Source organism: Blastomonas sp. 34TW (assembly GCF_059803595.1).
Map to the genome: position 1 here is coordinate 26,209 of NZ_JAPFGW010000010.1, position 17,581 is coordinate 43,789.

At 63.4% G+C, this 17,581-nt stretch carries 17 protein-coding genes; 4 read left to right on the top strand and 13 right to left on the bottom strand.

Translation table 11 applies throughout. The annotated features are described in order from the left end of the window. Positions 1-14 precede the first annotated feature (14 nt). Together OPU69_RS13440 and OPU69_RS13445 are read right to left on the bottom strand one after the other, a co-directional pair. Positions 15-1,106, bottom strand: a complete 1,092-nt coding sequence (locus OPU69_RS13440) for an energy transducer TonB (protein WP_498511719.1) — start codon at positions 1,104-1,106, stop codon at positions 15-17. Positions 1,107-1,208: 102 nt separating this feature from the next. After that, entirely contained in the window at positions 1,209-2,609 is a 1,401-nt protein-coding gene (locus OPU69_RS13445) for a methyl-accepting chemotaxis protein (RefSeq protein WP_060977001.1), read from the bottom strand. 151 nt (positions 2,610-2,760) lie between these two features. On the opposite strand from OPU69_RS13445, the gene OPU69_RS13450 reads away from it, so the two are divergent. Further along, entirely contained in the window at positions 2,761-3,948 is a 1,188-nt protein-coding gene (locus tag OPU69_RS13450) for a vWA domain-containing protein (protein WP_060977000.1), read from the top strand. A gap of 18 nt (positions 3,949-3,966) precedes the next feature. On the opposite strand, the gene pip is transcribed toward OPU69_RS13450, so the two are convergent. From pip to OPU69_RS13465, 3 genes are all read right to left on the bottom strand, one after another. Next, positions 3,967-4,914 (bottom strand): prolyl aminopeptidase, encoded by a 948-nt coding sequence (gene pip, locus OPU69_RS13455; protein ID WP_081096955.1) that lies wholly within the window; start codon positions 4,912-4,914, stop codon positions 3,967-3,969. 14 nt (positions 4,915-4,928) lie between these two features. Further along, positions 4,929-5,267, bottom strand: coding sequence for a hypothetical protein (locus OPU69_RS13460; RefSeq protein WP_066110902.1), 339 nt, complete (start codon positions 5,265-5,267; stop codon positions 4,929-4,931). A gap of 101 nt (positions 5,268-5,368) precedes the next feature. Then, positions 5,369-6,658, bottom strand: coding sequence for a Xaa-Pro dipeptidase (locus OPU69_RS13465; RefSeq protein WP_498511723.1), 1,290 nt, complete (start codon positions 6,656-6,658; stop codon positions 5,369-5,371). Positions 6,659-6,822: 164 nt separating this feature from the next. Between OPU69_RS13465 and OPU69_RS13470 the strand changes: the two genes are divergently transcribed. Beyond that, positions 6,823-7,602, top strand: a complete 780-nt coding sequence (locus OPU69_RS13470) for a helix-turn-helix domain-containing protein (RefSeq protein WP_060976997.1) — start codon at positions 6,823-6,825, stop codon at positions 7,600-7,602. Positions 7,603-7,605: 3 nt separating this feature from the next. Here the strand turns inward: OPU69_RS13470 and OPU69_RS13475 are convergent, their stop codons facing one another. Both OPU69_RS13475 and OPU69_RS13480 read right to left on the bottom strand, forming a co-directional pair. After that, complete coding sequence (locus tag OPU69_RS13475; protein WP_498511725.1) at positions 7,606-8,130, bottom strand: hypothetical protein; 525 nt, start codon at positions 8,128-8,130, stop codon at positions 7,606-7,608. 261 nt (positions 8,131-8,391) lie between these two features. Then, on the bottom strand, positions 8,392-8,820 hold the full coding sequence (locus tag OPU69_RS13480; RefSeq protein ID WP_498511727.1) for an RrF2 family transcriptional regulator: 429 nt from the start codon (positions 8,818-8,820) through the stop codon (positions 8,392-8,394). Positions 8,821-8,913: 93 nt separating this feature from the next. On the opposite strand from OPU69_RS13480, the gene OPU69_RS13485 reads away from it, so the two are divergent. Next, on the top strand, positions 8,914-9,360 hold the full coding sequence (locus OPU69_RS13485; protein WP_060976994.1) for a globin domain-containing protein: 447 nt from the start codon (positions 8,914-8,916) through the stop codon (positions 9,358-9,360). 36 nt (positions 9,361-9,396) lie between these two features. Here OPU69_RS13485 and lpdA read toward each other — a convergent pair whose 3' ends face one another. The 4 genes from lpdA to OPU69_RS13505 all read right to left on the bottom strand — a co-directional run bounded on the left by lpdA (position 9,397) and on the right by OPU69_RS13505 (position 13,061). Then, the gene (gene lpdA, locus OPU69_RS13490; protein ID WP_498511729.1) at positions 9,397-10,791 is read right to left on the bottom strand and encodes a dihydrolipoyl dehydrogenase; all 1,395 of its coding nucleotides are present in this window, start codon (positions 10,789-10,791) and stop codon (positions 9,397-9,399) included. Between the two features lie 22 nt (positions 10,792-10,813). Beyond that, entirely contained in the window at positions 10,814-11,254 is a 441-nt protein-coding gene (locus tag OPU69_RS13495) for a hypothetical protein (protein ID WP_498511731.1), read from the bottom strand. After that, complete coding sequence (locus OPU69_RS13500; RefSeq protein WP_498511733.1) at positions 11,251-11,697, bottom strand: endonuclease domain-containing protein; 447 nt, start codon at positions 11,695-11,697, stop codon at positions 11,251-11,253. The genes OPU69_RS13495 and OPU69_RS13500 overlap by 4 nt, the downstream gene beginning before the upstream one ends. A 74-nt stretch (positions 11,698-11,771) precedes the next feature. After that, a complete protein-coding gene (locus OPU69_RS13505; protein WP_498511735.1) occupies positions 11,772-13,061 on the bottom strand; it encodes a pyruvate dehydrogenase complex dihydrolipoamide acetyltransferase in 1,290 nt (429 codons plus the stop codon). A 131-nt stretch (positions 13,062-13,192) separates the two neighbouring features. Here OPU69_RS13505 and OPU69_RS13510 point away from each other — a divergent pair, with 131 nt between their 5' ends. Beyond that, positions 13,193-13,648: a universal stress protein gene (locus tag OPU69_RS13510; RefSeq protein ID WP_023838999.1), complete on the top strand. Its 456-nt coding sequence runs from the start codon at positions 13,193-13,195 to the stop codon at positions 13,646-13,648. Here OPU69_RS13510 and OPU69_RS13515 read toward each other — a convergent pair. Continuing rightward, positions 13,645-15,990 (bottom strand): ribonuclease R family protein, encoded by a 2,346-nt coding sequence (locus OPU69_RS13515; protein WP_498511737.1) that lies wholly within the window; start codon positions 15,988-15,990, stop codon positions 13,645-13,647. The two genes, OPU69_RS13510 and OPU69_RS13515, sit on opposite strands and share 4 nt — an antisense overlap. 58 nt (positions 15,991-16,048) lie before the next feature. Next, positions 16,049-17,581, bottom strand: coding sequence for a proline--tRNA ligase (gene proS / locus OPU69_RS13520; protein WP_498511739.1), 1,533 nt, complete (start codon positions 17,579-17,581; stop codon positions 16,049-16,051).

Genomic DNA, 17,581 nt, shown 5'->3' on the forward strand with positions numbered 1-17,581 from the left:
TCCTCGGACCTTCGTCAGGGTGCGGTTTCGGCCTGGTCCGATTCCATCACGAACCGCACCCGCTCGACACAGCCGACTGCGCCTGGCCCCGGTTTGACCCTTGCAGAACGCAACACTGTGACGGCTTGGGCACCGAAATCTGCGCTCGGCTGGCTGGCCTTGACCTGGATGTTGTTGATTTCGCCCCAGGGCGCGACATCATAGGTCACCACCGCCCAACCCTCGATCGCCCTGCGACGATAGGGTTCGGGAAAGCGCAACACAGGCGGCGTTGCCCACTCGCGACGCTCCGGACAGGTAGCACCGGCAGGCCGGAACGCGTCCTCTTCTGGTGCCGGTGGCGCAGGCAGCGTGCCGGCGGAGCGCCAGTAAGAGAATCGGCACCCCGTGAAGGCACCGGACCAGTATCGCGTCTCGGTTGTGGCTGCCCGGCTGGCTTCGTCAAGCGCGGAGTTACCCGAACTGGCAAGCGTCTCGACATTGATCGAGGCTCCGCTTTGTCCGACGTCATAGCCCACCATCGACCAGTCGCGCACGCCAGGTTCGGCAGGGATCGCGCGGAAATTCGGAAACGCCCGGTTGCGCAAGCCTGCCACCGAATCGCCCTTGCACGTTCCGGTTGCAAAAATCCGTTTCCAGGCCTCGGGAGGGAGCGGACCGGAGACCGGATTGGCGGAATAGGCCATCAGGGCCGATAGCGGCGCATCATCGATTGGCATCAGTTCGGGGGAAAAGACGATCGCGCAGCCCTTTTTCGGCTGGCCGGGTCTGAAGCGCGTCGCGGCCAGCGCCGGGCCGAGATCATCCGCAATTCCATAAGGGGTGGCCGCATCTCCCTTGCGAATGGCCAGGGGCCTGCCGCTGGCGTCTATGTCGAATGCGAAGCTGACAGGCGCGTATTTGGCGTTGTTGGGGTAGACCCTCTGAAGCCAGGGCCGCTCGATCCGAACAACGCTCGCAGCCGTGCCGCTGCAGTTCACGTGCCCTGGAGTCCAGGAAAGCAGCGCCGCGCGAGCAGGCGCTGGCGAGGGCGCGATGACGATCGGCGGCGGCGGTACCGTCGCTGCAGATGGCAAGGGCAAGGCGAGCGCGAAGAGACTGATCATGCCGGGAATTCTGCCATGCCTGTCGCTCGATGACGAGCGCCCTCATGTTCCCAACTGCGCCAAATGCGGCGAGATGAAACCGCGCTGGCGGTAGTTCAGGGTTCAGCGGATATAGGCCAGCTCGAAATTGCCCCAATAGCGGCCCTTGATCCACAAGGGCACGAAGATGTTGCGCAGGATGCAGCCGTCGCTGGCCGTGGGTTCGAACCGATAGACGGCCGCATAATAGCGGTCATGCTTGTGCGCGATGGCGCCCCGGGTGGTGTGATCGAGCACGATCATCCGGTTGCGGCAATGTGCGGCATCGTGCTGGTGATCGCCCGTGGGTTGGTGCGAACGCTCGCTGATATGCGTCGGCAGATAGCCATCCTCGTTCGATATCACCGCACCATAGGCATGGTTGTTCTGGCCCCAGAAGCGGTCGAGGATCGGCCGGATGCGTGCGTCGGCAAAGTCGTTGAACCGATTGTCGAAACGGTTGAGACCAGGCTCGCCGCGCGGGCGATAATCTCGGTCGAAGACATCCGCCTCGGTAATCTGACCGCCATCGATCGCTGCCTCGATAAGGTCCCTGATCTCGTCGCCTGTCGCAACCGCCAGCTCGACGAACGGGTTGTCGCGGTGCGACAGCCCGGTGTGGAGCAGCTGGTTGAAGACAACATTGGACAGACCTTCGAGCGCGTTGCTCTGGCTGAGCGCGTCGTCGAGCTGGTTGCTGCACCCGGCGACGTCTTCCATGAACACGAACAGATTGTCGCACAGTTCGCCCGTGTCGGATCGAACGCCGGTGCTCGAATCCGCGATTGCATCCGCCTTGGCGGCGACTTCGCGCATCATGTTGCCGGCCTGGCGAATGGTGACGTCGATCGTTTCCAGATGCCGCTGCGCGCTGCGGCTCTGTTCGACACCCCGTTCGACCTGCGCCATGAAATGCCCGGCCTCGGTGCTGAGCGAATGCATCGTCCCGGCGATCCGGTCGGTGACCTGACGCGTGTCCTGCGCCAGCTTCTTCACCTCGGCGGCGACGACAGCGAAGGTCGCGCCAGCGGCGCCAGCGCGTTCGGCTTCGATCGCGGCATTGAGTGCGAGCATGTTGGTCGAGCGTGCGATTGCATCGATCGTCCGGCTGGCCAGGATGACGTCGTCCATCGCATGGGCGAAGCGCTTGACGTCTTCCCCGAGGCCCTGGATCAGCGAGATAAGATCGTGCAGCTCGAGCGCCGAGACCTGCATGGTATCGGAACCCTCGGCAAGGTTGCGGTATGCCGCCTTGCTCATTTCGCGAGCGCTTGTGGTCGCGACGACCACCTGCTCCTGCTCTTGCGCCAGGTTGCGCGCGATCTGTTCGAGATAGGATCGCTTTTCGCCGAGCAGCGCCATGCGATCGCGAACCGCCGAGACGATCCCGCCGACCCGCGATGCACCGATAACCGATTCGCCGCAGCTTTCCGCCATTTGCTGGACGGCATCGCTGTCTGGCGGAATAATGCGATGCTGCTCCATCAGGGACCTTTGCACTGGCGTTATGGCATGGCGTAACGGCTTATGGTTAAGGCCGGGTAAAACGCGCGCCGTGACGCTTCGCGCTTGCCAGACGAGCTGACTGCGGGCATCGTCCAAGGCTGACGGAAACGTAAAGCAGCAGGGACCCGCGATGTTCTTTTCTTTCATGGACGAATTGCGCAGCGCCGGCATATCGGTGTCGCTCAAGGAACATCTCATCCTGCTCGAAGCGCTGAATGCGCAGGTCATCGAACAGAGCCCCGAGGAATTCTATTATCTCTCGCGCGCGACGCTGGTGAAGGACGAAGGCCTGCTCGACCGGTTCGACCAGGTCTTTGCCAAGGTGTTCAAAGGCCTGGAGATGACCTTCCAGGGCAATGACAGCGCCACCATTCCCGAGGATTGGCTGAAGGCGGTGGCCGAGAAGTTCCTCTCCGAAGAAGAGATGGAGAAGATCAAGTCGCTCGGGTCATGGGAAGAGATCATGGAGACGCTGAAAAAGCGGCTCGAGGAGCAGGAAAAGCGCCACCAGGGCGGCAACAAGTGGATCGGCACCGGCGGCACCAGCCCGTTCGGCAATTCAGGCTACAATCCCGAAGGCGTGCGCATCGGCGGCGAAAGCAAGCACAAGCGTGCGATCAAGGTGTGGGAAAAGCGCGAGTACCAGAACCTCGATTCGACGCGGCAGCTCGGCACGCGCAACATCAAGGTGGCGCTGCGCCGCCTGCGCCGTTTCGCGCGCGAGGGATCGGCCGACGAGCTCGATATCGACGGCACCATCGACGGCACCGCCCGCCAGGGCTGGCTCGACATACGCATGCGGCCCGAGCGGCACAATGCGGTCAAGCTGCTGCTGTTCCTCGATGTCGGCGGGTCGATGGATCCCTTCATCAAGCTGTGCGAGGAGCTGTTCTCGGCTGCTACGACCGAGTTCAAGAATCTCGAATTCTTCTATTTCCACAACTGCCTGTATGAAGGCGTGTGGAAGGACAACCGCCGCCGCTTTACCGAGCGGACCAACACCTGGGACATCCTGCACAAATACGGGCACGACTATAAGGTGATCTTTGTCGGCGATGCGTCGATGAGCCCGTACGAGATCAGCCATCCGGGCGGGTCGGTCGAGCATTTCAACGACGAGGCCGGCGCGGTATGGATGAGCCGCGTGGTCAACACCTATCCCGCTGCAGCCTGGCTCAACCCGGTGCCCGAGAACCAGTGGGGCTATTCGCAATCGGTGCGGATGATCAAGGATCTGATGAAGGACCGCATGTATCCGCTGACGCTCGAAGGGCTCGACGATGCGATGCGCGAACTGGTGCGCAAGCACGGCAACTGATCGGGCGCGGGCGGGCGCTCAGGCCTTGCCTGCGTAACGATCGGTCGCTGCAATCAGCTGGTCAAGGATGCCGGGCTCGGAATAGGCATGCCCCGCCCCTTCGATCAGCTGGAAATCCATGTGCGGTAAGGCCTTGTGCAGCGCCCAGGCGTAATGCGCGGGGCACGGCATGTCGTAGCGGCCATGCACGATCGTCCCCGGGATGCCGCTCAACCTCGCAGCATTGCGCAACAGCTGCTCGGGCTCGAGCCAGCAGCCATGCACGAAATAATGGGTCTCGATCCGCGCGAAGGCGAGCGCATAATGCCCGTCGTCATGCTGCTCGGTAAGCCTCGGATCGGGAAGCAGCGTGACCGTCTCCCCCTCGTACAGGCTCCAGGCACGTGCGGCCCGGACCTGAAGCTCCGGATCGTCACCGGTGAGTCTGCGGTGATAGGCGGCGAGCATATCGTGACGCTCGTCCTCAGGGATCAGCGCGGTGAACCGCTCCCATTTGTCCGGAAACATCTGCGACACGCCGAACTGGTAGAACCAGTCGAGCTCGGGCTTCGTGCACATGTAGATTCCGCGCAGCACGAGCTGCGAAACGCGGCTGGAGTGCGTTTGCGCATAGGCTAGCGCCAGCGTCGATCCCCAGGACCCGCCGAACACCAGCCAGTCGGCAACGCCGACCAACTCGCGCAGCCGCTCGATATCGGCGACGAGGTGCCAGGTGGTGTTGGCATGCAGCGCGGCATGGGGCGTCGAGCGCCCGCACCCGCGCTGGTCGAAAAGCAGCACGTCATAAAGCGCTGGATCGAACAGCCGCCGATGGTCGGGCGAGCAACCGCCGCCGGGACCGCCATGCAGGAATACCGCAGGCTTGGCGCCCGGTGTGCCGACCCGCTCCCAATAGACCTGGTGGCCGTCACCTGTATCCAGCATGCCGCTGGCATATGGCTCGATGGGCGGGTAGAGCGTCCGCACCGGGCGCAGAGCCCTTACTGCTTGCCGTGCCGAGTGTTGCTCGCGAGATAATCGCCATAGCTGCCGACATAGCTGTCGATGATCATCTGCGCTTCGTCATTGGCATAGCTCTCGGCTTCGGCCTTCTTGCCGCCATATTGCATCTCGGCCTTGACCATCAGGTCGATCAGCTTGGTCTTTTCCGCAGAGCAGGCAGAGGCCGATTCCTTGGTGAAATCGGACTGTGCCTTTTTCGCGTCCAGGCTCTCGTTGGTGAACTTGGTCAGGCAGTCGTTGAACTCCTTGCGGGCGGTATCGACCGGATCCGCAGCAGCCATGGTCATGGCCATGGCAATCATCGCAGTGAGACTCATGCTCTTCTCCCCAGAAAGCAGATTGTGCGCAGCAATTAGCACTCCGCCTGCCCGCGCGAAAGCGGATTTCAGCCAATGTTGCGGCAATTTGCCGCATAAATTCAGCGAATCCGAACGCCGCCCTGAACTACTGCATCGACGCTTTCCAGCTCGCGCACATTGCCCAGCGGATCGCCATCGACCGCGACGATATCGGCGAAGCGGCCTACGGCAATCGCGCCGACATCCTGCGATTTGCCGAGCGCCTCGGCAGCATTGACCGTGGCGGCGCGGATGGCCTCGAGCGGCGTCATGCCATATTCGACCATGACCTTGAACTGTCCGCCGGCGGTCGCATGCGGCATCACGCCCGCATCGCTGCCGAACACCATCTTCACGCCCGCGCGATGCGCCTTGCGGAAATTGTCGCGCTGGATCTGCGCGACTTCGCGGTCCTTGCGCAGATTGTCTTCCATCACGCCGTTCTTCGCGCCCTCAGCCTGGGTATAGTCGGTGTTGAAGATATCCATCGAGAACCAAGCCGGTTGCTTGCGTTCGGCCGCAAGACGGATGCCCTCGTCATCGACCAGGCTGGCATGTTCGATCGTGTCGATCCCGGCGCGGATCGCCGCCTTTATGCCCGCTGCGCCATGTGCATGCGCCGCGACGCGAAGTCCCCATTGATGCGCCTCATCGGCAATCGCGCGCAGTTCCTCTTCGGACAGCTGCTGCTGGCCCGGCTCGGTATTGCGCGAGAACACGCCGCCTGTGGCGCAAACCTTGATCACCTCGGCGCCATATTTGCGCTGCTCGCGCACCTTCTGGCGCAGCTCGGTGGGGCCGTCGCCCACCGCAGGCGACTTGGCCGCAAACGAGGGCGGCAGATAGGTCTGGTCGCAATGCCCGCCGGTCGCGCCGAGCGCATGCGCCGCCGGCACGATGCGCGGGCCCACCGCCCAGCCTTCGCCAATCGCCTGCTTGAGCGCGACATCGTTATAGCCCTCGGACCCGACATTGCGGACGGTCGTAAAGCCCGCCTCGAGCATGGCGCGCGCATTCGACGCGGCGACGAAGCTCCAGAAGCGATCGGTGAACTGAAGGTTGTTATAGCCGCCATAAATGGGCGAGCTGTCCAGATGCACATGCATGTCGATCAACCCCGGCAGCAGCGTCTTGCCCGACAGGTCGATATGCTCGACGTCCGACCCCCAGCGTACGGTGCGCGCATCGGCGATCGAGGTGATGCGGCCGTTCTCCACGAAGATCGCGGGATATTCGGTCACCTTGCCGGTGACGACATCGACCATCTTCGCGGCGGTAATGACGGTGCGCTGCGGCGCATCCTGCGCGGTTGCCGCAGATATCATGCCGAGCGCGAGCGCCGTTGCCGAAATCAATGTCAGTGCCTTCATGCTGAACCCCTTTCACCGCGCCGGTCGCTGACGCTGCCTGATCGAACTTTCGCCATGGATTGCAGCGCGTTGCGCGGACTGGCAAGCAAAACCGCATGCTGTCTTGCCCCTACAAATTTTTGGGGGTGGCTGGCCTGGGGTGAGCGGCCTAGAATGCTGTGATCATGAGCAACCCCGCTTCCCCTCCGCTCTGGTCGCTGACCGAGAAGGAAAAGCAGACGCTGCGGCTGATCGTCTGCGGGCATGACGCCAAGTCGATCGCGCGCGAGCTCGACCTTTCGGTTCACACGATCAACGAGCGGCTGCGCGAGGCGCGGCGCAAGATGGCGGTCTCGAGCAGCCGCGAGGCAGCGCGCCTGCTGCATCAGGCCGAAGATGCCTTACCCCCCAAAAGCTTTGGGGACATGCCATTGGGGGAAGCGTCGGGAGCCGCGACGGGCAATCAGGGCTCCACGCCGCAACCCGGCGTCGGCGCGCCAGCCCGGCGCTCCGCCCTGATGATTGGAGCTTTGACCATGACCCTCGCCTTCGGCCTGCTGGCCTTTGCCGCCCTGCCCCTACTGACCGCCACAACCGCAAGTGCCGACGCTACCGGCAAAAGCAGCGAACAGGTCGCCGACCAGCCGGTCGTCGATACCGCGCGCCATTTTCTCGCGCTGGTTGAAGCGAGGAATTGGGTGGAAAGCTATGCCGCCACCGGCATCGCCTTCCGCAAGCTCAACACGCTGCAGGTCTGGACCGATGTCTCTGAACAGGTCCATGCCCGCTACGGAAAGGCGGTCTCGCGCACGCTGCTCTCGCAGGAGAACCTTCCCGCCCCGCCCGCCGGTTACGAGGTAGTCAAGTTCCGCACCGTGTACGCGAACAAGGCCGAAGCGGTGGAAACGGTGACGCTCGATCGGGAGGATGGCAAGTGGGTGGTCGTAGGGATCACGATTGGCTGAGACTCAAGCCAGGAGTCGCTGCCCGAACCTATCAGAGGTAGCGGCTCTCGCAGCCAGAAAGCCGATCGACAGATGCGGCGGGGGTGACGACAGTACCGCATAATCCGACGTCTCGGCGACCCGAGAGTGACTATCGGGCATGATGTCGCACAACTTGCCCTCCTCCCTTGCCAACCAGAGGCTTTTGCAACGCGCGCCCGGCCGGAGCGAAGGATGCGTCGTCCATTTCGCAGCGACCGATGCGGGCGCCACATAGCCGGTTTTGCACCAGGATTGCCATTTGGGGATGGAGACCTGTTCGATCGCAGCGCTCCCGCTTGAATGATGCACAAATTGGGGCGGCGGGCTGGGCACGAAAACCGGGTGAGGCCTGTAGGAGACATGGGCCCAATCATGGCCATCATTATGGCGGGCGTAATTGGCCAGCGCCGCGATGCGCTCGGTGGCAGGTGCAACTGATTGCCACACCGTGAGCACTGCAAATATCATCACGCCGGCGAAGATCACCGCAAAAATAGCCGTACCCATGACACAGACGTCCTATTGGGAGACGGATGGCCTCCCAGCCACAACCCGTGACGGGCTGTTTATAACATTGTGCATAACCTGTTGTCCATAAAAATGGACACTCGATGTTATAAATGGTTTTTCTTGGTTTTTATTTTGCAGCTCGCAAATGGTACCCGCAGCAGAGAATGGCGGATGGCTTCACATTTTATCGCGTTATCGCAGCGGTTTATTCCGGATAAAGGCGAAGATCATCAGCACGATATCTCTCCGTCCTGATGCTTATTGTGCAAGCAGGACGCGCTGCGGCAAGCGTGAGGTCCGCGCCGCCATTGCCAGCGTCTGACTGTCGAGCGTCTTGAGAAACGCCTGTGTCGTCTGATGGAGCATGCCCGTCAGGCCGCAATGGTTTTTCAGGATGCAGCCGTCACAATCGGCGAGCTGGATGCACGGCTCTGTAAGCCGGACGACCTCGCCCAATGTAATATCCTCTGCCGCCCGGCCGAGCCGAAAGCCGCCTGATCTTCCCCGAACCGTCGCCAACAGCCCGGCCTGGGCCAGTTGGTTCACCACCTTCATCGCATTGTTTCGCGAGATTCCATGGTCGGCCGCCACCTCGGCGATCGACAAAAGGCCGCCACCGTCGCGCTCGACCAGCGCGGCGTGGAGCAGGATGCGCAGGGCATAATCGGTATGCGCAGTCAGCCGCATCTCAGTTCACCTCAAAATACATGCATATCCATTGCATCATTTCTCGGCACGCGTATAGATGCATCCATAACGCATCTTATCGGGAGGATCATCATGGCCGAGCCGCTTACCCAGAACACCATCGCCATCGTCAAGAGCACTGCCCCGCTGCTCAAGCAGCATGGGCTCGCGATCACCAGCCGCATGTACGAGCGGCTGTTCGTCAACGAGGAGGTGAAGCAGATGTTCGATCAGGCCGCGCAGGAATCGGGCGAGCAACCACGCCGTCTTGCTGCCGCGATCCTCGGCTATGCCGAGAATGTCGACAAGCTGCAGAACCTCACTCCCGTCGTCCAGCGCATGGTCGCACGGCATGTCGAGTGCGGCGTCAGGGCCGAACATTATCCCTATGTCGCCGAAGCGCTGTTGCCCGCCATCCGCGACGTGATCGGCGAAGGCGCGACCGACGAGGTGCTGGCAGCCTGGGGCGAGGCCTATTGGTTCCTCGCCGACATCCTGATCGGCAAGGAAGCCGCATTGTACGAGGAAATTGCCGCCTGATGCGAAACGGGGCGGTTCGCGCCGCCCCGTCCGCGATCAGAAATGCAGCGCGCGCCCATAGGCGCTCAGCACGCCCTCGTGCATCATCTCGCTCAGCGTCGGATGTGCGAACACCGTGTGCATCAGCTCTTCCTCGGTCGTCTCGAGCTGGCGGGCGATGACATAGCCCTGGATCAGCTCGGTCACTTCCGCGCCGATCATGTGCGCGCCGAGCAGTTCGCCGGTCTTGGCGTCGAACACCGTCTTGATGAAGCCCTCGGCCTCGCCCAGCGCGATCGCCTTGCCGTTGCCGATGAAGGGGAAGTTGCCGACCTTGACCTCGTGCCCGGCTTCCTTGGCCTTGGCTTCGGTGAGGCCGACACTGGCGACCTGCGGGCGCGAATAGGTGCAGCCGGGGATGTTCCAGGTCTCGAACGGATGCGGGTTCTTGCCCGCGATATGTTCGACCGCGATGATGCCCTCATGGCTCGCCTTGTGCGCCAGCCAGGGCGGGCCGGTGACATCGCCGATCGCGCGGATGCCCGGCACATTGGTCTGGCCGAAGCCGTCGACGACGATATGGCCGCGGTTGGTCTCGACGCCGAGCGCCTCCAGCCCGATATCCTCGGTATTGGGCACGATGCCGATCGCGACGATGGCGTGGCTGAAGCTGTGCTCCTCGCTCTTGCCGTCCTTGGTCTTGATCTTCGCCTTGACGCCCTTACCGTCGCTGGTCAGGGCCTCGACGCCCGCGCCGGTGAGGATATTCATGCCCTGCTTCTTCAGCGCCTTTTCCATGAACGCGCTGACATCGGCGTCTTCGACCGGCAGAATGCGATCGAGCATCTCGACGATGGTTACTTCCGCGCCCATGTCGGAGTAGAAGCTGGCGAACTCGACGCCGATCGCGCCCGAGCCGATGACCAGCAGCTTGCTCGGCATTTCGGTCGGGGTCATCGCGTGGCGATAGGTCCAGATCTTCTTGCCATCGGCTTTGGCGAACGGCAGGTCGCGTGCGCGCGCACCGGTGGCGACGATGATCTCCTTGGCCTCGAGCTCGCGCACCTGATCGCCCTGGGTCACGGTCATCCTGCCCTTGGCCGTAAGCTTGCCGGTGCCTTCGACCACGGTGATCTTGTTCTTCTTCATCAGGCCCTTGACGCCTGCGTTGAGCTGCCCCGAGACGGCGCGGCTGCGCGCGACGATCTTCTCGAGCTCGAAGCCCACCTTCTCGGCGGTCAGCCCGTAATTCCCGGCATGGCTCATGTAATGGAAGATTTCCGAGGTGCGCAGCAGCGCCTTGGTGGGGATGCAGCCCCAGTTGAGGCAGATGCCGCCCAGCCGCTCGCGCTCGACGATCGCGGTCTTCAGGCCCAGCTGCGCCGCGCGGATCGCGGAGACATAGCCGCCGGGGCCGGAGCCCAGCACGATGAGGTCGAATGTTTCAGCCATGGGCGGTTCTTTCTTTCCGGTTTCAGTGAGTGGATATGCCCGCAGCCGGGCTATCGGAGGGGGAGGAAATCTTTTTCGGCCCGCGCGTCAGCAGGTCGAGATTGCACAGCATCCAGACCAGGCCTGCCGCGACCGCGGGCGCATAAGCGAGCTCGGCATAGGCGACCACTTCGGTCAGCCACAAAACGAGCAGGAAGCCGCTTTCCGCCGCGACGCCGATCAGCAGAGGGACCCGCAGCCACGAAGGCGCGCGGCTGCGATCGAGCGCATAGGCGACGCCGGTCATGCAGAGCAGCACCACGAACACCATGATGAAGGTGTAATAGGCATCCTCGGTACCGACGAACATGTCGCCCAGATCCGCCGATCCTTCCTGGAACAGGGTGAAGATGAATCGACTGGCGAAGGTCGAGATACAGGTGGGCAGCAGCAGGCGGCGGAAGACGAAGGTGAGGATGGTCATGCGCTTGCCTCAGCCGCATCGCCCAGTAAGCCCCTCTCCCCTCGCGGGAGAGGGGTTGGGGAGAGGGGGGCTGCGCCATTTTCCAATCCCTGAAGCACGGTCAAAATCATTTCACTGACACCCTCCTCGTTCGTCAGGATGTCGTAATTCGTGAAGCGCATGACCTGAAATCCCTGACTTTGCAAATAGCTATCGCGCTTGTGGTCATGATCGCTGTCCAGGTGCTGTGAGCCATCGGCTTCGATGATCAGCCTGTGGGAGAAACACACGAAATCGGCAATATAGCGGTCGATCGGACCCTGCCGCTTGATTTTGTAACCGGAGAGACGCTTTCCGCGGAGGATTTGCCAGAGCCTGAGTTCCGCATCAGTCGGCTCGCTGCGCATGGCTTTAGCGCGCCTTCGAAGAAACTCGCGTTGGCCTTTCTCGGACGTTTCCTGCATGCCCCCCTCTCCCCAACCCCTCTCCCGCCGGGGGAGAGGGGCTAAAAGGCCGCTCTTGTGCCGAACAGCTCAACTCAAGCCAGCATCCCCAGCGGGTTTTCGCACAGATCCTTGAATGCGGCCATCAACTGCGCGCCATCGGCGCCGTCGATGGCGCGGTGGTCGAAGCTGCCGGTGGCGCTCATCACCGTTGCAATACCGAGCGCGTCATCGACAATATAAGGGCGCTTCTCGCCCGCACCGATGGCCATGATCATGCCCTGGGGCGGGTTGATGACCGCCTCGAAATGCTTGATGCCGAACATGCCCATGTTCGACAGGCTGGCGGTACCGCCCTGATATTCGTGTGGCTGCAGCTTGCCGTCCTTGGCGCGGTTTGCGAGTTCCTTCATCTCGGTCGAGATTGCGCCCACCGCCTTGGTTTCGGCACCCACGATGATCGGCGTGATCAGACCGGCAGGCGTGCTGACCGCAACCGAAATGTCCGCGCGTTGGTAGCTGATCAGCTGGTCGCCCGCGAAGGTGACGTTGCACTTGGGCACCTGGATCAGGCTCTTGGCAAGCGCCTTGATCAACAGATCGTTGACCGAGAGCTTCACGCCCTGCGCCTCGAGCGCCTTGTTGAGTTCGGCGCGGAGCTTGAGCAGCCTGTCGAGCTGGACATCGACGGTGAGATAGATGTGCGGGATCGTCTGCTTGGCCTCGGTCAACCGGCGCGCGATCGTCTTGCGCATGTTCGAGAGCTTGGATGCTTCGTGCGGAATATCGGTGGTGAACGGGGCAGCCGCGGCAGCGGGTGCTGGCGTCGGCGCACTGGCGGCAGGCGCGGAAGCGGCCTGCGGCGCAGGCGCGGCGGCCTGTCCCGGCTTGGCGCCCTCGACATCCGCCTTGACGATCCGTCCACCCGGACCCGTGCCCTTGATGGTCGCAAGATCGATGCCCTTGGCAGCGGCAATGCGCTTGGCAAGCGGGCTCGCCTTGATGCGATCGTCGCCCGATGCAGCAGCGGGGGCCGGGCTCGGCGCAGGAGCTGGTGCCGGTGCAGGCTCTGCCTTCGCTTCGGGCGCGGCAACCGGGGTCGGCGCAGGCGCGGCAGCGGCGGGCGCATCGCCCACCTCCTCGCCCTCACCCGCGATGATCGCGATGACCTCGCCCACCTTTACATTGTCGGTACCGGCGGGGATCAGGATCTTGGCGATAACGCCCTCGTCCACCGCTTCGAATTCCATGGTTGCCTTGTCGGTCTCGATCTCTGCCAGCAGGTCGCCGGAGGCAACGGTGTCGCCTTCCTTGACCAGCCATTTGGCGAGGGTGCCTTCCTCCATCGTCGGCGAGAGGGCGGGCATTTTCAGATTGATAGGCATTGGGTGTCTTTCCCCCGATTCAGTGACCGGCGCCGTTCTCGACGCTTCAAGCCGTAGGGTCAAGGGGGCAGACCCTTGCCACACCTATCATTTTGGCGCAGTCTGCCGCGCAGCAAATGGGGCAGCAAAAAATGCGGGTATATCTGGTTATCATGGATGAGACGAGCGAGGCGTTGACAGCGCTCCGCTTCGCCTCGCGCCGCGCACAGCATACCGGAGGCCAGGTGCATATCCTGGCTTTGGTCCCCAAGCAGGATTTCGTCGCCTGGGGCGGTGTGCAGGCGACGATCGAGGACGAGGCGCGCAGCCGCGCCGAGGCCCTGGTCACCGACGCCGCCGGTACCTTGTTCGAGGACATGGGACAACGCCCGATGATCACGGTGCGGATGGGCGATGCCACCAAGGAAATCCGCAATTACATGGCCAGTTGCCCGGACCTTGCCATGCTGGTGCTGGGGGCTGCCGCCACCGGCGCGCCGGGCCCGCTGATCACCCATTTCGCCGGAGCCGATGCGGGCGCGCTGCCCTGCCCCGTCACCATCGTCCCCGGCGGATTGTCGGACGAGGAAATCGACCGGATGTCTTAACGCGACTGGTGGCGAATATTGGCAGGGCGTCCGCGCCGCTTGATCGGTGGTCGTTTTGGCTTGCCATCCGGCTTTCCGCGATAGGGTTCGCGCATGAAGTTGCCGCCTTCGGGCAGCTCGAACTTGATCGCCCCCGTCACCGGATCGGCCTCGGCGAGACGTAGCTCAAGCCGCTGACCAACGGAATAACGCTCGCCGCTGCTTTCGCCGGTCAGCGTTTGCGAGGCTTCATCATACCAGAAGCGCTCCGCCCCCAAAGTCGAGACCGGCACCAGCCCATCGCCGCCGAATTCCTCGATCGTCGCGAAAAAGCCGAAGCTCTGAACGCCGGTGATGCGGACCTTGTGAATCTCGCCGACCTTGGTGGCGAGAAACGCGGCGACATAGCGATCGACCGTTTCGCGCTCGGCCTCCATCGCGCGGCGCTCAAACCCGCTGATCAGTTCGCAGATACGGTCGAGCGAAGCGGCATCATGCTCGGCAAGGCCCGTGGTGGGCGGAAGATCGAGCTTCGGCGCGGGCGGTTGTTCAAGCCCGTGCGCGTCGACCAGCGCGCGGTGCAGCAGCAGATCGGCATAGCGACGGATCGGGCTGGTGAAATGCCCGTACGAAGCCAGCGACAAGCCAAAATGGCCCATGTTGCGTGGCCCGTAATAGGCCTGGGTCTGGCTGCGCAGCACCTGCTCCATCACCAATGGCTTGACGGTATCGTCGGTGACCTTGGCCAGGATGCCGTTGAACGTGGCGGGTCGAACCACCTGGCCCAGCGCGAAGCTGATGTCGAAGGTCGCAAGATAATCCTTCAAAGCCACGAGCTTCTCGCGCGAGGGCGGCTCGTGGACGCGGTACACCACCGGCGCCTTTTTCGCCTCCAGCGCCTTGGCCGCAGCGACATTGGCGGCGATCATGAAATCCTCGACCAGCCGGTGCGCGTCGAGCCGCTCGCGGACCGCTACGCTGACAATGCGCCCCGCCTCGTCGAGCACGATCCGCCGCTCGGGCAGATCGAGATCGAGCGGCTCGCGCGCCTCGCGCGCCTTGAACAGCAGTTTCCAGCACGCCCAGAGCGGCTTCAGGACGCTTTCGGTCAGCTGATCAAGCCCCTCCCCTTCAGGGGAGGGGTAGGGGGCGGGGGCGTCTGCAGAGCCTTGCGGTTGCGCAGGCCCCACCCCAACCCCTCCCCTGAAGGGGAGGGGCTTTTGGAGTGCCCCATCGATCGCCGCCTGCGCATCCTCATAGGCAATATTGGCCGCGAGCCTCACCAGCGCGCGGGTGAAGCGCCAGCTCTTGAGCTTACCCGCCTTGTCGATGACGAGGTGGCAGACCATCGCCGCGCGGTCCTGCCCCGCCTTCAGCGAGCACATATCCGCCGAAAGGAGCTCAGGCAGCATCGGCACCACCCGGTCGGGGAAATAGACGCTGTTGCCGCGCTTGCGCGCTGCGCGGTCGATCGCGCCGCCGGGGCGGACATAATAGCTCACATCCGCGATCGCGACGATCGCACGATAGCCGCCTTCGTTGGCCGGATCGTCATCGGGCGTCGCCCAGATGGCATCATCGTGGTCGCGCGCATCGACCGGATCGATCGCAACGATCGGCAGATGGCGCAGGTCCTCGCGATGGTCGGCGGACAGCGGCAGCTTCGCCGCGCGCTCGGCCTCTTCGATGGCGTCTGACGGAAAATCGTGCGGAATGCCGTATTTGTGAATCGCGATCAGGCTGAACGAGCGCGGCGCGAATGGTTCGCCCAGCACCTCGGTGACCTTGGCGCTGACCCGATCGCGCTGGCCATGCTGCTCGGCGAGCACGAGCTGGCCCGGCTCGGCATTGCCCGCATCGGAGATCGGCACCATGCGGCGGATGCGCTTGTCGACGGGCTTGAGCCACAGCTTGCGCCCTTCGCCCCTCTCCACGACGCCGAGCAGCTGCTCGCTCGCGCGCTGCAGCTTCTTCATCACGAAGGCGCGATAGCCGCTGCCGGCCTCTTCGGTGCGCGCCAGCACCCGGTCGCCCACTGCCAGCGCGCCGGACCGCCCGCGCTCGGACAGGCGCACGCGCGGCATCGGCACGCCCTCGGCCTGCCAGTTGTCCGGGACCGCGATCAGCTCGCGGCCCTCCACCTCGATCACCTTGAGCACGGTGACCTTGGGCAGGCCGCCCATCTTGTGGAACGCGCGGCCCTTGCTGCTGTCGATCAGGCCTTCATCGGCCATGTCCTTGAGCAGCGCCTTGAGCGCAATCTTCTCCGCGCCCTTGAGCCGAAAATGCTTGGCGATCTCGCGCTTGCCCGCCTCGTCCTGGCTCTCGCTCAGGAATTTGAGGATATCGTCGCGGCTGGGCATGCCCGCTGCCGCGCGATCCGGTTTCCCCTTGCATGAGCGAGCGCCCGCCACCCCAGGCTCAATAGGCCCGGGCGAGCAGCACGCGCTCGACTGCGGGACCGCCGGTGAAGAAGCAGGTCGCGCCCGCCGGGGACGAACCCTCGGGCGTGTTGCGGATGGTGAGCTTCAGCGCCTTCAATTGTTCGACCACCTTGTCCAGCGCCTCGCCGGTCGGGCGGCACCAGTCCACCGCGACCCAGCCGGGATATTTGCTGCCCTCGAAATGCGCCTTGAGCCCTTCGAGATCAGTGACATCGTTGCGGATCTCGGCATCGAGCCGCGCCTTGGCCGAGCAGAACATCAGCGTCTGGATCTGGTCGAGCAATGCCGGGGCCTGGCCGACGAACGATTCCCAGTGCATCGCCTGGTTGGCGAGCTTGCCGTCCTCGCCATAAAGCGAGTCGCGGCGCAGCATCGTCACCTGTTCGCCCGCGGCATCGCGCCCGCCGATCTCGAGAATGATCGGCGCGCCCTTCTTGACCCAGCCCCAGCGCTTGGGACCGGCCTTGCCGGGCTTCTTGTCGATCAGCACACGCAAGGGCTCGCCGAACGCCGAGGCGTCGATCAGCGCGTTGCGGATCCTGGTGCAATAGGCGAGCAGCGCTTCGTCCTCGGGCGTCTCGCGCAGCATCGGCACGATCACGATCTGGTGCGGAGCGATCTGCGGCGGCACCTTCAGGCCATCGTCGTCGCCATGCGTCATGATCACGCCGCCGACCAGCCGCGTCGAAACGCCCCAGCTGGTGGTGTGCGCGAACTGGAACTGGCCTTCGCGATCCTGGAAGCGGATGTTCTGCGCGTGCGCGAAATTCTGGCCGAGATAATGCGAGGTGCCGGCCTGCAGCGCCTTGCCGTCCTGCATCATTGCCTCGATCGAATAGGTCGCGACCGCACCGGGGAAGCGCTCGTTCTCCGGCTTTTCGCCTGCGATCACCGGCATGGCGAGCGGCCCTTGCGCGAAATCGCGGTACATCTGCAGGATGGTCAGCGTCTCGGCCATCGCATCCGCCTCGTTCTCGTGCGCGGTATGGCCTTCCTGCCAGAGGAATTCGGAGGTGCGCAGGAACATGCGGGTGCGCATTTCCCAGCGCACGACATTGGCCCATTGGTTGACCATGATCGGCAGGTCGCGCCAGCTCTGCAGCCAGCGTGAAAAAGCGGTCCCGATCACCGTTTCCGATGTGGGGCGCACGACCAGCGGTTCTTCGAGCTTGGCTTCAGGATCGACGACCAGCGCGCCGTCCTCCATCTTCAGCCGATGGTGCGTAACGACCGCCATCTCCTTGGCAAAGCCTTCGACATGCTCCGCCTCCTTGGCGAAATAGCTCAAGGGAATGAACAGCGGGAAATAGCAGTTCTCGTGGCCGCTTTCCTTGATCTTGCGGTCGAGAAGCATCTGGATGCGTTCCCAGATGCCATAGCCCCAGGGGCGCATGATCATGCAGCCGCGCACGCCTGATTCCTCGGCGAGATCGGCTTCCTGGATGACGGCCTGATACCAGGCGGCAAAATCTTCCTGCCGGGTGACGGGCAGTGCGTTCTTCTGGCTCAC

What these genes read in the sequence shown, in the direction of transcription:
- OPU69_RS13465 (WP_498511723.1), bottom strand. Translation starts at nt 6,658, where the DNA reads ATGAAGGCACTGACATTGATTTCGGCAACGGCGCTCGCGCTCGGCATG.
- OPU69_RS13470 (WP_060976997.1), top strand. Translation starts at nt 6,823, where the DNA reads ATGAGCAACCCCGCTTCCCCTCCGCTCTGGTCGCTGACCGAGAAGGAA.
- OPU69_RS13505 (WP_498511735.1), bottom strand. Translation starts at nt 13,061, where the DNA reads ATGCCTATCAATCTGAAAATGCCCGCCCTCTCGCCGACGATGGAGGAA.
- OPU69_RS13515 (WP_498511737.1), bottom strand. Translation starts at nt 15,990, where the DNA reads ATGCCCAGCCGCGACGATATCCTCAAATTCCTGAGCGAGAGCCAGGAC.
- OPU69_RS13480 (WP_498511727.1), bottom strand. Translation starts at nt 8,820, where the DNA reads ATGCGGCTGACTGCGCATACCGATTATGCCCTGCGCATCCTGCTCCAC.
- lpdA (WP_498511729.1), bottom strand. Translation starts at nt 10,791, where the DNA reads ATGGCTGAAACATTCGACCTCATCGTGCTGGGCTCCGGCCCCGGCGGC.
- OPU69_RS13445 (WP_060977001.1), bottom strand. Translation starts at nt 2,609, where the DNA reads ATGGAGCAGCATCGCATTATTCCGCCAGACAGCGATGCCGTCCAGCAA.
- OPU69_RS13450 (WP_060977000.1), top strand. Translation starts at nt 2,761, where the DNA reads ATGTTCTTTTCTTTCATGGACGAATTGCGCAGCGCCGGCATATCGGTG.
- OPU69_RS13500 (WP_498511733.1), bottom strand. Translation starts at nt 11,697, where the DNA reads ATGCAGGAAACGTCCGAGAAAGGCCAACGCGAGTTTCTTCGAAGGCGC.
- OPU69_RS13475 (WP_498511725.1), bottom strand. Translation starts at nt 8,130, where the DNA reads ATGGGTACGGCTATTTTTGCGGTGATCTTCGCCGGCGTGATGATATTT.
- OPU69_RS13510 (WP_023838999.1), top strand. Translation starts at nt 13,193, where the DNA reads ATGCGGGTATATCTGGTTATCATGGATGAGACGAGCGAGGCGTTGACA.
- OPU69_RS13460 (WP_066110902.1), bottom strand. Translation starts at nt 5,267, where the DNA reads ATGAGTCTCACTGCGATGATTGCCATGGCCATGACCATGGCTGCTGCG.
- OPU69_RS13440 (WP_498511719.1), bottom strand. Translation starts at nt 1,106, where the DNA reads ATGATCAGTCTCTTCGCGCTCGCCTTGCCCTTGCCATCTGCAGCGACG.
- OPU69_RS13485 (WP_060976994.1), top strand. Translation starts at nt 8,914, where the DNA reads ATGGCCGAGCCGCTTACCCAGAACACCATCGCCATCGTCAAGAGCACT.
- OPU69_RS13495 (WP_498511731.1), bottom strand. Translation starts at nt 11,254, where the DNA reads ATGACCATCCTCACCTTCGTCTTCCGCCGCCTGCTGCTGCCCACCTGT.